Below are 13,575 nucleotides of genomic sequence, written 5' to 3'. Positions count from 1 at the left end.
AGTCGGGTGGAAGGAGACGGAGAGTCATTGCGAATGAGGGTGGGTCTGTTGAAGCCGCTTTTCAATTTCTGGCCAGTCGATTGCCGCTGCGATCTGTTCGGGATCAAACCGGTTTAAGTGGGGGGTGATCCCTAGGCAGGGGGAGGGTAACCACTGCATTAGCGTCTCGATGTTAGCCGCCATGGCCGCCATGTTAGGCTCAATTGGGTTGCCAATCCAGCCTAAGAACGGGCAGCCGCTGGCGCTTATCGCCGTTGCGGTGAGTAGTGCATGGTTGAGACACCCTAAGCGTAGCCCCACCACTAAAATCACCGGCAGTTGCCACTGTTGTGCCATATCGGCGACGGTGTGGTGGCGATTGAGAGGGACTAGCCAGCCGCCGGCGCCCTCGATAATGGTCAGTTGGTGGCTCTGTAATCGCTGTTGATAGTGGCGCTGTAGCAGGGTGAGATCGATCTCGACTCCCGCTGCGGCGGCGGCGATATGGGGAGCGATCGCCGGTTCAAACGCATAGGGGTTAATCTGCTCATAGCGAAGGGGAGGGGTAGTCAGCCGCTGTAGCTGTTGTGCATCGCGGTTTTGTAGTCCCGACTCGCTGCGCTGACAGCCGCTAGCGATAGGTTTCATGGCGGCGATACTCTTAAAGCTAGCTCTTGCCGCGACCATCACGCCGCAGCTAACCCACGTTTTGCCGACATCGGTATCGGTGCCGGTGATAAAGAGCGCTCTACTCACCGAAAAGGCCTTAGCTGCTCAAGGTTGAAGTGGAACGGCGTCGGTTCGGTGGTAGCTGGCGAGGGCTCTCGTTTCCAAGCGTGGCCATAGATCACCTCGTAGGTAGCGGGGAGGGTATTGTCGGCACGACGATAGTGTTCGTAGGCGCTATGTAGCTCTCTAAATCGGCTAGGGGCGGTTAGCTGGCGCCGCCGCTGCTGTAGGTGGTTGGTGGCGCCGATGAGGCGAATATCCTCTAGCAGTTGGTGCAGTTCAGGGTAGGTCAAGGTGAGCTGCTCCCTATCGACCACCACATCGGCTAGCCCCGCCTGCTGCATCGCATCGCCGATAAGGTGCATATCGATAAAGGGGGTAACATGGGGGAGATTGTCGATCTGCTGCCAGCTCTGGCGTAGCTCTTTGAGGGTGTCGGGGCCGAGTGTGGTAAATAGCAGTAGCCCACCGGGTTTGAGAGTGCGAACTAGTTCGTTAAAGAGCTGCGGTAGTTGCTGACACCACTGTAGGGTTAGATTGGAGAGGATAAGATCGATCGAGGCGGTCGCTATGGGGAGCTGTTCGGCATCGGCGGTCACGAAGTGGTAGCGCTGTTTGGCGCTATCTGCTAGCTCTTGCTGCGCCTGTTTAACCATACCGTGGGCGAGATCGCACAGCCATAGCTGGGCATCGGGGTAGTGGTCAGCGGCGGCGAAGCCCATCTGACCACTGCCACAGCCGAGATCGACCACTCGCTGCGGAGTGATACGAAATAGTGGTAGTCGCTCCAGTAGTCGTTCCCCAATGAGTCGCTGAATCCATGCGTGTTGACTATAGCGACTCGCTGCGCGGTTAAAGGCTGCCTTTAGGGCGGTTCTATCAAATAGGGGGGAGGAGGGGGTCATAGGGATCTATTTAGATGGGATCAGGTGTTGTTGTAGCAGTTGGCTAAACTGCTGCGGATGGGAGAGAAATGGGGCGTGTCCAGCCCCTTTGATTAGCTGGTAGTGGCTTTGGGGCAGGGGGGCTAGCCACTGATCTAAGGCGGAGGCCGGTGCGAGGCGATCCCGCTCGCCGTGAATGGCGCTAACCGGGCAGCGGATATCCTCCAGATAGGGGCGCAGATCGTCGTGAAGCAGAATAGATAACCCTGCCGTAAGTACGGCGGTCGAGGGTTCGCTATAGCGCGATATCTGCTGGCGCAGAAAACGGAGCTCCTGCTGTGCCTGCTCCGAACCTTGGGTCTGAAGTGCCAGAAAACGGAGCAGTGTGGCGTGAGGATGCTGTTGTAGCTCGTGGTAGAAGAGCTTTAGCGTCTCCTCTGAGAGGCCGTGCGGCCAGTCGTAGCGCTCACAGAAACAGGGAGTGGTGCCACAGACCACCACCTGTTGCAGTTCGAGGCCGGAGGCGGCGGCGTGCAGCGCGATCATCCCCCCTAATGACCAGCCGCACCAGATACTCTGTGGTGGTACATTGTCGGCGATATAGGCGACCATACTGTCGAGACTCCACGCCCCTTGCCAACCCTGCTGGGGGCCATAGCCGGGCAGATCGAGCAGATGGAGCCGATAGTGGGGCTCAAGTCTGGGCTTTAGGGTATGCCAAATACCGCTGTGGGTGCCCCAGCCGTGAATGAGGACTAAATTGGGAAGGTGAGGGGATGACATAGTAACTGTGACAGGCTCTTTAATTAAATGTATGGAGTTATCGTCTCTGCTAGAGCCGCTACCAGCGCCTCGATGTCGGCGGTGGTGTGGCTAGCTGAGAGGGTGATACGCAGGCGGCTTCCCCCTTCGGGAACGGTCGGGGGGCGAATAGCACTCACCCAAAAGCCGCGCTGCTGTAGCTGGGCCGACCAAGAGAGTGCGTTGGTTTCGCTACCGGTGAGTAGCGGCTGAATGGCGCTCATCGAGTCGCTTATCGGTAGCGAGAGCTGTTGAGAGAGGGTACGAAAATGGTCGATGTGGTGGTGTAGCTGCTGTCGTCGTATTGCCCCCTCCTCGCTCTCGATGAGGGCGATGCTCTGGCGTAGTCCGGCAGCGATGGCCGGCGGGAGGGCGGTGGTATAGATATAGCTACGACCACGCTGAATAAGTCGTTCAACCACCTGCTGACTCCCCGCTACAAAAGCGCCATAGACTCCGGCACCTTTGCCGAGAGTTCCCATCTGAATCACATTGTCGCGTGGTGGGAGGCCGAAGTGGGCCAAACTCCCCTCGCCTCGCGGCCCTAGCACCGCAAAAGCGTGGGCATCGTCGATAATGAGCCAACGAGGAGAGGGGGTTGACTCGGGGTCGGTTAGAGCGTAGAGCTGATCTAGCGGCGCTAGAGTACCATCCATGCTGAAGATTGAGTCGGTCGCGATGGTGGCGCTCCCCTGCCGACTCTGTTCTAGGAGTCGGCTCAATGTAGCCATATCGCGATGGGGGTAGCGTTTGATCTTAGCTCGGCTCAGACGAGCGCCATCGATGAGTGAGGCGTGGTTCAATTTGTCACAGTAGAGGGTGTCGTGGCGATCGCTAAAGGTCGTTAATAGCGCCAAATTGGCCATATAGCCGTTAGCAAAGAGTAGTGCCGCCTCCTGTCCGGTTAAGTCAGCTAGTGCCTGTTCTAACCGGTGATGGTCGTGGTTATGGCCCGAAATAAGGTGGGAGGCGCCACTGCCAGCACCGAACCTAGCGGCCCCCTGCTGCTCGGCGGCGATAAGCTGCGGATGGTGGCTTAAACCGAGATAGTCGTTACTGCAGAAGTTAAGTAGCGGCTGGCCATTAACGACCACTCGGTGGCCGTTAACCGCAGTGACCCTCTGTCGAGAGCGGTAGCGCTGCTGCTGCCGACTCTGTTGTAGCTGGTGGGCAATACTATCTGGGGTGGGACTCATACGGTTCTGACAATGGGGTTATATCGAGCCGCTGGAGCAGCCGTCTATCGCTATGAGTGGTGGCATTGGCGGCGGTTAGCAGCTTATCGCCATAAAATATCGAGTTAGCTCCCGCCATAAAGGCCAGTGCTTGGGCGCTCTCGTCCATCGATTCTCGTCCGGCGGAGAGGCGGATATAGGCGTGCGGCAGCATAAGTCGTGCTGTGGCAATGGTACGAATAAACTCAAAGATATCGACGCTTTCCGACTCGGCTAGCGGCGTCCCTTCAACCGCGACTAGACGATTGAGAGGAACACTCTGCGGTGGCGGGTCGAGATTGGCCAGTTCGGTGAGCATCGCGGCACGGTCGTGGCGGGTTTCGCCCATACCGATAATGCCGCCGCTACAGACATGAATCCCCGCCTGCTGCACCCGTGCAATCGTATCGAGTCGCTGCTGATAGCTGTGGGTGGTTACCACCTGTGGATAGTAGTCGCGGGAGGTATCGAGATTATGGTTATAGTAGTCAAGGCCTGCCTCTTTTAGCGCCGCGACCTGTCTATCGTCTAGCATGCCTAAGGTAGCGCAGCTCTCCATCCCTAGCGCCTTTACCCCCTTAACCATGGCGATAAGGGTCTCCATATCGCGCCGAGTCGGCTGCCGCCACGCCGCCCCCATACAGAAGCGGCCGGCGCCGGCAGCTTTAGCCTCGCGGGCGGCGCTCACTACCTCATCGACCGCCATGAGGTGCTCTTTTTCGACGGCAGTGTCGAAGTGGGCGCTCTGAGAGCAGTAGCCACAGTTCTCGGCACAGCCGCCGGTTTTGATATTAAGTAGCGTACTGAGCTGAATGTGGTGTGGATTGAAGTGCTGACGATGGATCTGTTGCGCCTGATAGAGCAGATCAAAAAAGGGCTGCTGCAGTAGCGCAAGCGCTTCTTCGGTACGCCATGGCTTAGTCGCGCTACCCATCAGGAGGTCGCGATAAAGGTGGTGTTAATTAGGTAGGCGGTATAGCCAACATAGCTAAGCAGCAGCACCCCCCCCTCAACACGGTTGATTCGTCCCTGTCGTCCTCTAAAACCGTAGCCGAAGATAAATAGCGATAGCGTCAGTAGAGTGACAAAGCCCATATCGCGGTAGAAGACCTCCGGCCCGACCGCCATCGGATGGATAATACCGGCGATACCGACCACAGTTAGCGTATTAAACAGATTGGAGCCTATCACATTTCCTAACGCCAGATCGTGCTCCCCCTTACGGGCTGCGGCGAGTGCCGAGGCGAGCTCTGGCAGTGAGGTACCGATGGCGACAATCGTCAGACCGATAATGAGATCGCTAACGCCAAAACCGGAGGCAATTTCGACCGCTCCCCAAACCAATACTCGCGAGCTAACGATGAGGGCGATCATGCCGATAAAGAGCCAGAGGAGTGCCCGACGGATGGGCATAGTTGCTATCTCGGGATCGAGTGACTCTTCCGCCGCTTCACAATCCCTACAGAGAGCATCTCCTCGCTGCTTTAGCCCCTGCCAGATAGTCCATCCCATCAAGAGGGCAAAGACCAGTAGTAGCACCAGTGCATCGGCGAAAGAGATCGCATTATCGGCTAGCTGCCAAGCAGCAAGTAGGGTCACGGCGGCTAATAACGGCAGCTCTTTGCGCAAAATTTTTGACTCTACCGCAATGGGGGTGATGAGCGCGGTTAGACCAAGAATGAGTGCGATATTGGCAATGTTGGAGCCGTAGGCGTTACCAAGAGCGATACCGGGGTTGCCTTGTGAGGCGGAGATGGCAGAGACTACCATCTCTGGAGCCGATGTCCCAAAACCGATAATGACCATGCCGATAAGCAGTGGCGGCATGCCGAAGTGTCGAGCAGTTGCCGCTGCTCCTTCGACAAAACGATCAGCGCTCCATACCAGTAGCGCCAATCCGGCAATAATCGCAATGAAAGCAAATAGCATAAAACTCTCCGGGTTGCTGTCGATTTCAGGCCATCATGGTAACATGACAGCCTCTAAAAGCGGTAATTTGGAGGGAAGAGGGGAGCGATTTAAACCGTGCTTTTTAAGCGGCCATTGCTACGAAACCGGTCCCTACTGGTTTGTGCAGGTGTGTCGCTCAATAGGCACCATTATCGTAGAGACCGACCCTAACGCCACCGCGACACCGTTGATACCTTGACCGATACCGATACAGTCACCACCCTCAGCGCTGGCTGGAATCTGATTAGCAGCGGCAGTCGCGCTATTGCTAGCGCCGGCTTTGTGGCACAATTCAGTGCTCAATCACTATCGTCTTAGCGCCTGTTCGCTTCTATTAACAATAGCTGGAGCTTTGCTGATGTGGCCGGCGGTAGTTACAGTAAGTTGGGGTAGGGCAGTGTTATCCGATAGTCAAACAACCTTAAAGGATCATCAATGGTAAAGATTCCGTATGGCTTGGGTCACTTTCAAACCCTCAGAGAGGAGAATGGACTCTACTTTGATCGCACCAAGTTACTGCACGACTTAGAGGCCGCAGGACGGCAGCTCCTGTTTCTACGCCCGCGCCGTTTTGGTAAAACGCTGTGGCTAACGCTGCTAGAGAGCTATTACGATATCGCTGCCGCAGATCAATTTGAGACCCTGTTTGGCGATTTAGCGATAGGCCAAAATCCGACCCCGAACCGCAATCGCTACTTTATATTAAGGTGGAACTTCTCCACCATTAATCCAAATGGCGACCATGAGCAGATCAAACAGGGGCTGTATGGCCATATCAATAACAGTATTCGAGATGCGTTACTTCGCTATCAATCGTGGTGGCCTCAAGCGGTTAGTGCAGCGGAGCTGATTGATGAAGCGGATGCTTTGCGCTCTCTTGAGAGACTAGTTAGTCGATGCCGTCATGCAGGCTATCCGCTCTACCTACTCATTGATGAGTATGACAACTTTGCTAATGAGGTACTCACCAGTCGCGAACAGGGTCGGCAGCGCTATAACGAGCTAGTTGAGAGTGAGGGGGTGATAAAAACCGTCTTTAAAGCGGTCAAAGCAGCGACCGATGGTTTAGGCTTAGAGCGAGTCTTTATCACCGGCGTCTCACCGGTGGTGATGAGCGATATCACCAGCGGCTACAATGTGGCAAAAAATATCAGTCAGCGGCCACACTTTGCCAAACTCTGCGGTTTGACTGGTGAAGAGGTGATGCAGCTTAATCAGCAGATAGCGCTAGAGTGCGAACTACCCGAGGGGGCGGCAGAGGAGGCGATGTCACTGATGCAGAACTTCTATAACGGCTACCGTTTTAGTGGTGCTGACACCACCCGGCTTTACAACCCGACGCTCTGCCTCTACTTTTGGGATGAGTGGCAGCAGCTGTGTCGCTACCCTAATGAGCTGCTAGATGACAATTTAGCGATGGACAAAAACCGGCTGCGCTATATCGCCTCACTACCGCACGGAGCGGAGGTGATTGAGGCAGCGCTTAATCCGCAGCAGCCACTACAGGTAGAAAAATTGGTACAGGACTTTGGCGTAGCGGCGATGCTCAAAGATCCGTCCGATGCCAGTTTTATCATCTCGCTACTGGTCTATTTTGGGGTATTAACGATTGACTCGGTGACTCTGTTAGGGGAGTTAACGGTGACGATTCCCAATCAAGTCGTGCGCTCGCTCTATATCGACCGCATTCAACAGCAGCTACTCAATGGCTATGAGGATAATAACCGCCAGCAGGCGGTGGCAAAACAGCTCTATACCGAGGCCGAATTTGAGCCACTGGCCGACTTTATCGAACAGCGTCTCTATCAGATATTCGATAACCGCGATATGCGCTGGAGTAACGAGTTGACGCTCAAAACCACGCTACTACTGCTGCTGACCAATGACCTCTACTACCTGCCGCGCTCAGAGCTCTCCTTAGGCGGTGGCTATAGTGACCTTCTATTTGAGATTCGCCCCGATAAACGCCAAGCACCGCTGTATGATCTGCTATTTGAGCTGAAATATCTGTCACTGAAAGATCTCAAATTGAGCGCAGAGCAGCTAAATGAGCTGAGTCGGGAGCAGCTAGCTGAGTTGGCGCCGGTGAAAAAGCTGTTAGATGACGCAGAGGTGCAGTTAGCCTCGTATCAACCGAAACTACAGCAGCTCTTTCCGGCGGTGGAGTGGCAGTTAAAACCATTTGCGGTGGTGAGTCTTGGTACCAAACGGTTGGTGTGGCGTGATGGGTGTCGGGCTATGCTGCGCTAACCCGACCTACGGTAGGCGCTTTTTGGGTTCCCACGCTTACCGTGGGAAGCGACAAACTTTGGCGAAGGTATTGTAAGGAGCAAACATGGTAAAGATTCCGTATGGCAAAGGCGATTTTAAGCGATTAAGAACCGATGGCCAGCTCTACTTTGATCGCACCGAACTGCTGCACGAGCTTGAAGCCGTTGGCGAACAGATCTTGTTTTTACGCCCGCGCCGTTTTGGTAAAACGCTGTGGCTAACGCTGCTAGAGAGCTACTACGATATCGGTGCCGCAGACCAATTTGAGACCCTGTTTGGCGATTTAGCGATAGGGCAAAACCCGACACCGAACCGTAACCGCTATTTTATGTTGAAGTGGAACTTTTCGGTCATTGATCCGCACGGCAGCCATAACGACATTGCACAACGGGTGCACGATCACATTAACGATTCGATAAACGACTTTACTATTCGCTACCAAAAGTTATTGACGCTACCGATTGCGATTCAATCTGGTAATGCACTGAGCTCCTTGAGCCGCCTGCTAGCGGCAATTCGCCCCCTTAACACGCCCCTCTACCTGTTGATTGATGAGTATGACAACTTTGCTAATGAGGTACTCACCCGCCGCGACAAGGGGCGAGAGAGCTACCATGAGCTAGTTGAGAGTGAAGGAGTGATTAAAACGGTATTTAAAGCGGTCAAAGCAGCGACCGATGGTTTAGGCTTAGAGCGAGTCTTTATCACCGGCGTCTCACCGGTAGTGATGAGCGATATCACCAGCGGCTACAATGTGGCAAAAAATATCAGTCAGCGGCCTCGTTTTGCCAGACTCTGTGGCTTCACCGGAGAGGAGGTGATGCAGCTTAATCAGCAGATAGCGCTAGAGTGCGAACTACCCGAGGGGGCGGCAGAGGAGGCGATGTCACTGATGCAGAACTTCTATAACGGCTACCGTTTTAGTGGTGCTGACACCACCCGGCTTTACAACCCGACGCTCTGCCTCTACTTTTGGGATGAGTGGCAGCAGCTGTGTCGCTACCCTAATGAGCTGCTAGATGACAATTTAGCGATGGACAAAAACCGGCTGCGCTATATCGCCTCACTACCCATGGGGCTGAGGTGATTGAATCGGCACTCAATCCGCAGCAGCCGCTGCAGGTAGCGAAGCTGGTACAGGACTTTGGCGTAGCGGCGATGCTCAAAGATCCGTCCGATGCTAGTTTTATCATCTCGCTACTGGTCTATTTTGGGGTATTGACGATTCAGGATGTCTCGCCACTAGGGAAGCTGAAGGTAGCCATTCCTAATCAAGTGGTTCGCTCGCTCTATATCGACCGCATTCAACAGCAGCTACTCAATGGCTATGAGGATAATAACCGCCAACAGGCAGTGGCGGAGCAGCTCTATACCGAGGCTGAATTTGAGCCACTGGCTGACTTTATCGAGCAACGCCTCTATCAGATATTCGATAATCGCGATATGCGCTGGAGTAACGAGTTGACGCTCAAAACAGTGCTGTTGCTCCTGTTAACTAATGATCTCTACTACCTGCCGCGCTCAGAGCTCTCCTTAGGCGGTGGCTATAGTGACCTTCTATTTGAGATTCGCCCCGATAAGCGCCAAGCACCGCTGTATGATCTGCTATTTGAACTGAAATATCTGTCACTGAAAGATCTCAAATTGAGCGCAGAACAGCTAAATGAGCTGAGTCGGGAGCAGCTAGCTGAGTTGGCGCCGGTGAAAAAGCTGTTAGATGACGCAGAGGGGCAGTTAGCCTCGTATCAACCAAAACTACAGCAGCTCTTTCCGGCGGTGGTGTGGCAGTTAAAATCATTTGCGGTGGTGAGTCTTGGTACTAAACGGTTGGTGTGGCGAGAGGGGTGTCGGGTTATGCTGCGCTAACCCGACCTACGGTAGGCGCTTTTTGTCTGGGTATTCTGGTTCTCTTGGTCACCGTGGGAATCCATACTGGCGTTATTTGAAGGTAGGTCTCCATTCCCACGCATGAGCGTGTCAACGAGTCAATTAAGGATCGTACATGATAAAGATTTCGTATGGTTTAGGTCACTTTAAAACCCTCAGAGAGGAGAACGGACTCTATTTTGATCGCACCAAGTCACTGCACGACTTAGAGGCCGCAGGACGGCAGCTCCTGTTTCTACGCCCGCGCCGCTTTGGTAAAACGCTGTGGCTAACGCTGCTAGAGAGTTACTACGATATCGGTGCCGCAGACCAATTTGAGACCCTGTTTGGCGATTTAGCGATAGGGCAAAACCCGACACCGAACCGTAACCGCTACTTTATTTTAAGGTGGAACTTTTCGATGATTGATCCGGGAGGTGATTATCAGCAGCTAGTGAGCCGTATTCATCGCCACATTAATAACTCAATCAGCTTTTTTTCGGCACGCTACCACGATTTTTTACCGGAAACGGTGCCGATTGACCCAACAGATGGGCTGGGCTCATTTGAACAGCTACTGAGTGTGGCGAAACGGTTTAATTTTCCGCTCTACCTGCTAATTGATGAGTACGATAACTTTGCTAATGAGGTGCTAACCAGTCGCGAGCAGGGTCGGCAGCGCTATAACGAGCTAGTTGAGAGTGAAGGGGTGATTAAAACGGTATTTAAAGCGGTCAAAGCGGCGACCGATGGCTTAGGCTTAGAGCGAGTCTTTATCACCGGCGTCTCACCGGTGGTGATGAGCGATATCACCAGCGGCTACAATGTGGCAAAAAATATCAGTCAGCGGCCTCGTTTTGCCAGACTCTGTGGCTTCACCGGAGAGGAGGTGATGCAGCTTAATCAGCAGATAGCGCTAGAGTGCGAACTACCCGAGGGGGCGGCAGAGGAGGCGATGTCACTGATGCAGAACTTCTATAACGGCTACTGTTTTAGTGGTGCTGACACCACCCGGCTTTACAACCCGACGCTCTGCCTCTACTTTTGGGATGAGTGGCAGCAGCTGTGTTGCTACCCTAATGAGCTGCTAGATGACAATTTAGCGATGGACAAAAACCGGCTGCGCTATATCGCCTCACTACCCCATGGGGCTGAGGTGATTGAATCGGCACTCAATCCGCAGCAGCCGCTGCAGGTAGCGAAGCTGGTACAGGACTTTGGCGTAGCGGCGATGCTCAAAGATCCGTCCGATGCTAGTTTTATCATCTCGCTACTGGTCTATTTTGGGGTATTGACGATTCAGGATGTCTCGCCACTAGGGAAGCTGAAGGTAGCCATTCCTAATCAAGTGGTTCGCTCGCTCTATATCGACCGCATTCAACAGCAGCTACTCAATGGCTATGAGGATAATAACCGCCAACAGGCAGTGGCGGAGCAGCTCTATACCGAGGCTGAATTTGAGCCACTGGCTGACTTTATCGAGCAACGCCTCTATCAGATATTCGATAACCGCGATATGCGCTGGAGTAATGAGTTGACGCTCAAAACCACGCTACTACTGCTGCTGACCAATGACCTCTACTATCTGCCGCGCTCAGAGCTCTCCTTAGGCGGCGGCTATAGTGATCTCTTATTTGAGATTCGCCCCGATAAGCGCCAAGCACCGCTGTATGATCTGCTATTTGAACTGAAGTACTTGTCACTGAAAGATCTTAAAGTAAGCTCAGAACAGCTAGCAAAGATGAGTCGGGAGCAGCTAGCTGAGTTGGCACCGGTGAAAAAGCTGTTAGATGAGGCAGAGGGGCAGTTAGCCTCGTATCAACCGAAACTACAGCAGCTCTTTCCGGCGGTGGTGTGGCAGTTAAAATCGTTTGCGGTAGTGAGTCTTGGTACCAAACGGTTGGTGTGGCGTGATGGGTGTCGGGCTATGCTGCGCTAACCCGACCTACGGTAGGCGCTTTTTGGGTTCCCACGCTTACCGTGGGAAGCGACAAACTTTGGCGAAGGTATTGTAAGGAGCAAACATGGTAAAGATTCCGTATGGCAAAGGCGATTTTAAGCGGTTAAGAACCGATGGCCAGCTCTACTTTGATCGCACCGAACTGCTGCACGAGCTTGAAGCCGTTGGCGAACAGATCTTGTTTTTACGCCCGCGCCGCTTTGGTAAAACGCTGTGGCTAACACTACTAGAGAGCTATTACGACATCGGTGCCGCAGACCAATTTGAGACCCTGTTTGGCGATTTAGCGATAGGGCAAAACCCGACCCCGAACCGCAATCGCTACTTCATATTAAGGTGGAACTTCTCCACCATTAATCCAAATGGCGACCATGAGCAGATCAAACAGGGGCTGTATGGCCATATCAATAATAGTATTCGTGATGCGTTACTTCGCTATCAATCGTGGTGGCCCACGCGATTAGTGCAGCGGAGCTGATTGATGAAGCGGATGCTTTGCGCTCTCTTGAGCGACTAGTTAGTCGATGCCGTCATGCAGGCTATCCGCTCTATCTACTCATTGATGAGTATGACAACTTTGCTAATGAGGTACTCACCCGCCGCGACAAGGGGCGAGAGAGCTACCATGAGTTAGTTGAGAGTGAAGGGGTGATTAAAACGGTATTTAAAGCGGTCAAAGCGGCGACCGATGGTTTAGGCTTAGAGCGAGTCTTTATCACCGGCGTCTCACCGGTGGTGATGAGCGATATCACCAGCGGCTACAATGTGGCAAAAAATATCAGTCAGCGGCCTCGTTTTGCCAGACTCTGCGGCTTCACCGGAGAGGAGGTGATGCAGCTTAATCAGCAGATAGCGCTAGAGTGCAAACTACCCGAGGGGGCGGCAGAGGAGGCAATGTCACTGATGCAGAACTTCTATAACGGCTACCGTTTTAGTGGTGCTGACACCACCCGGCTTTACAACCCGACGCTCTGCCTCTACTTTTGGGATGAGTGGCAGCAGCTGTGTCGCTACCCTAATGAGCTGCTAGATGACAATTTAGCGATGGACAAAAACCGGCTGCGCTATATCGCCTCACTACCGCACGGAGCGGAGGTGATTGAGGCAGCGCTTAATACGCAGCAGCCACTACAGGTAGAAAAATTGGTACAGGACTTTGGCGTAGCGGCGATGCTCAAAGATCCGTCCGATGCCAGTTTTATCATCTCGCTACTGGTCTATTTTGGGGTATTAACGATTGACTCGGTGACTCTGTTAGGGGAGTTAACGGTGACGATTCCCAATCAAGTCGTGCGCTCGCTCTATATCGACCGCATTCAACAGCAGCTACTCAATGGCTATGAGGATAATAACCGCCAACAGGCGGTGGCAAAACAGCTCTATACCGAGGCTGAATTTGAGCCACTGGCCGACTTTATCGAACAGCGCCTCTATCAGATATTCGATAATCGCGATATGCGCTGGAGTAATGAGTTGACGCTCAAAACAGTGCTGTTGCTCCTGTTAACTAATGATCTCTACTACCTGCCGCGCTCAGAGCTCTCCTTAGGCGGCGGCTATAGTGACCTTCTATTTGAGATTCGCCCCGATAAGCGCCAAGCACCGCTGTATGATCTGCTATTTGAACTGAAATATCTGTCACTGAAAGATCTCAAATTGAGTGCAGAGCAGCTATCTGATATGAGTCGGAAGCAGCTAGCTGAGTTGGCACCGGTGAAAAAGCTGTTAGATGAGGCAGAGGGGCAGTTAGCCTCGTATCAACCGAAACTACAGCAGCTCTTTCCGGCGGTGGTGTGGCAGTTAAAATCATTTGCGGTGGTGAGTCTTGGTACCAAACGGTTGGTGTGGCGTGATGGGTGTCGGGTTATGCTGCGCTAACCCGACCTACGGTAGGCGCTTTTTGGGTTCCCACGCTTACCGT

At 53.5% G+C, this 13,575-nt stretch carries 13 protein-coding genes; 6 read left to right on the top strand and 7 right to left on the bottom strand.

The window, feature by feature from the left end; genetic code table 11:
* Nucleotides 1–24 precede the first annotated feature (24 nt).
* From bioD to D5085_05860, 7 genes are all read right to left on the bottom strand, one after another.
* A complete protein-coding gene (gene bioD / locus D5085_05890) occupies nt 25–735 on the bottom strand; it encodes a dethiobiotin synthase (protein QEP42704.1) in 711 nt (236 codons plus the stop codon).
* Nucleotides 732–1,613, bottom strand: coding sequence for a malonyl-[acyl-carrier protein] O-methyltransferase BioC (bioC, locus tag D5085_05885; GenBank protein QEP42703.1), 882 nt, complete (start codon nt 1,611–1,613; stop codon nt 732–734). Before bioC ends, bioD begins: the two co-directional genes overlap by 4 nt.
* Before the next feature lie 6 nt (nt 1,614–1,619).
* Nucleotides 1,620–2,375 carry a pimeloyl-[acyl-carrier protein] methyl ester esterase gene (gene bioH / locus D5085_05880; protein QEP42702.1) on the bottom strand — a complete coding sequence of 252 codons (756 nt, stop codon included), beginning with the start codon at nt 2,373–2,375 and terminating at the stop codon, nt 1,620–1,622.
* Between the two features lie 23 nt (nt 2,376–2,398).
* Complete coding sequence (gene bioF / locus D5085_05875) at nt 2,399–3,589, bottom strand: 8-amino-7-oxononanoate synthase (protein ID QEP42701.1); 1,191 nt, start codon at nt 3,587–3,589, stop codon at nt 2,399–2,401.
* Nucleotides 3,570–4,541, bottom strand: a complete 972-nt coding sequence (gene bioB / locus D5085_05870) for a biotin synthase BioB (protein ID QEP42700.1) — start codon at nt 4,539–4,541, stop codon at nt 3,570–3,572. The genes bioF and bioB overlap by 20 nt, the downstream gene beginning before the upstream one ends.
* Nucleotides 4,541–5,536: a calcium/sodium antiporter gene (locus tag D5085_05865; GenBank protein QEP42699.1), complete on the bottom strand. Its 996-nt coding sequence runs from the start codon at nt 5,534–5,536 to the stop codon at nt 4,541–4,543. The genes bioB and D5085_05865 overlap by 1 nt, the downstream gene beginning before the upstream one ends.
* A 132-nt stretch (nt 5,537–5,668) precedes the next feature.
* Entirely contained in the window at nt 5,669–5,848 is a 180-nt protein-coding gene (locus tag D5085_05860; GenBank protein ID QEP42698.1) for a hypothetical protein, read from the bottom strand.
* 144 nt (nt 5,849–5,992) lie between these two features.
* Between D5085_05860 and D5085_05855 the strand changes: the two genes are divergently transcribed.
* The 6 genes from D5085_05855 to D5085_05830 all read left to right on the top strand — a co-directional run bounded on the left by D5085_05855 (nt 5,993) and on the right by D5085_05830 (nt 13,532).
* Nucleotides 5,993–7,807, top strand: coding sequence for an AAA family ATPase (locus tag D5085_05855; GenBank protein ID QEP42697.1), 1,815 nt, complete (start codon nt 5,993–5,995; stop codon nt 7,805–7,807).
* Between the two features lie 85 nt (nt 7,808–7,892).
* Complete coding sequence (locus D5085_05850; protein QEP42696.1) at nt 7,893–8,915, top strand: hypothetical protein; 1,023 nt, start codon at nt 7,893–7,895, stop codon at nt 8,913–8,915.
* Nucleotides 8,912–9,694 (top strand): hypothetical protein, encoded by a 783-nt coding sequence (locus D5085_05845; protein QEP42695.1) that lies wholly within the window; start codon nt 8,912–8,914, stop codon nt 9,692–9,694. Before D5085_05850 ends, D5085_05845 begins: the two co-directional genes overlap by 4 nt.
* A gap of 139 nt (nt 9,695–9,833) precedes the next feature.
* Nucleotides 9,834–11,633 (top strand): AAA family ATPase, encoded by a 1,800-nt coding sequence (locus D5085_05840; protein ID QEP45067.1) that lies wholly within the window; start codon nt 9,834–9,836, stop codon nt 11,631–11,633.
* Between the two features lie 85 nt (nt 11,634–11,718).
* On the top strand, nt 11,719–12,132 hold the full coding sequence (locus D5085_05835) for a hypothetical protein (protein ID QEP42694.1): 414 nt from the start codon (nt 11,719–11,721) through the stop codon (nt 12,130–12,132).
* The gene (locus tag D5085_05830; protein ID QEP42693.1) at nt 12,099–13,532 is read left to right on the top strand and encodes an AAA family ATPase; all 1,434 of its coding nucleotides are present in this window, start codon (nt 12,099–12,101) and stop codon (nt 13,530–13,532) included. Before D5085_05835 ends, D5085_05830 begins: the two co-directional genes overlap by 34 nt.
* Nucleotides 13,533–13,575: the final 43 nt, after the last annotated feature.

It is taken from the genome of Ectothiorhodospiraceae bacterium BW-2, from assembly GCA_008375315.1.
Lineage (GTDB): Bacteria > Pseudomonadota > Gammaproteobacteria > Thiohalomonadales > Thiohalomonadaceae > BW-2.
The sequence above is the reverse complement of the archived record's forward strand: the minus strand, read 5'-3'. Positions and strand labels throughout refer to the sequence as shown.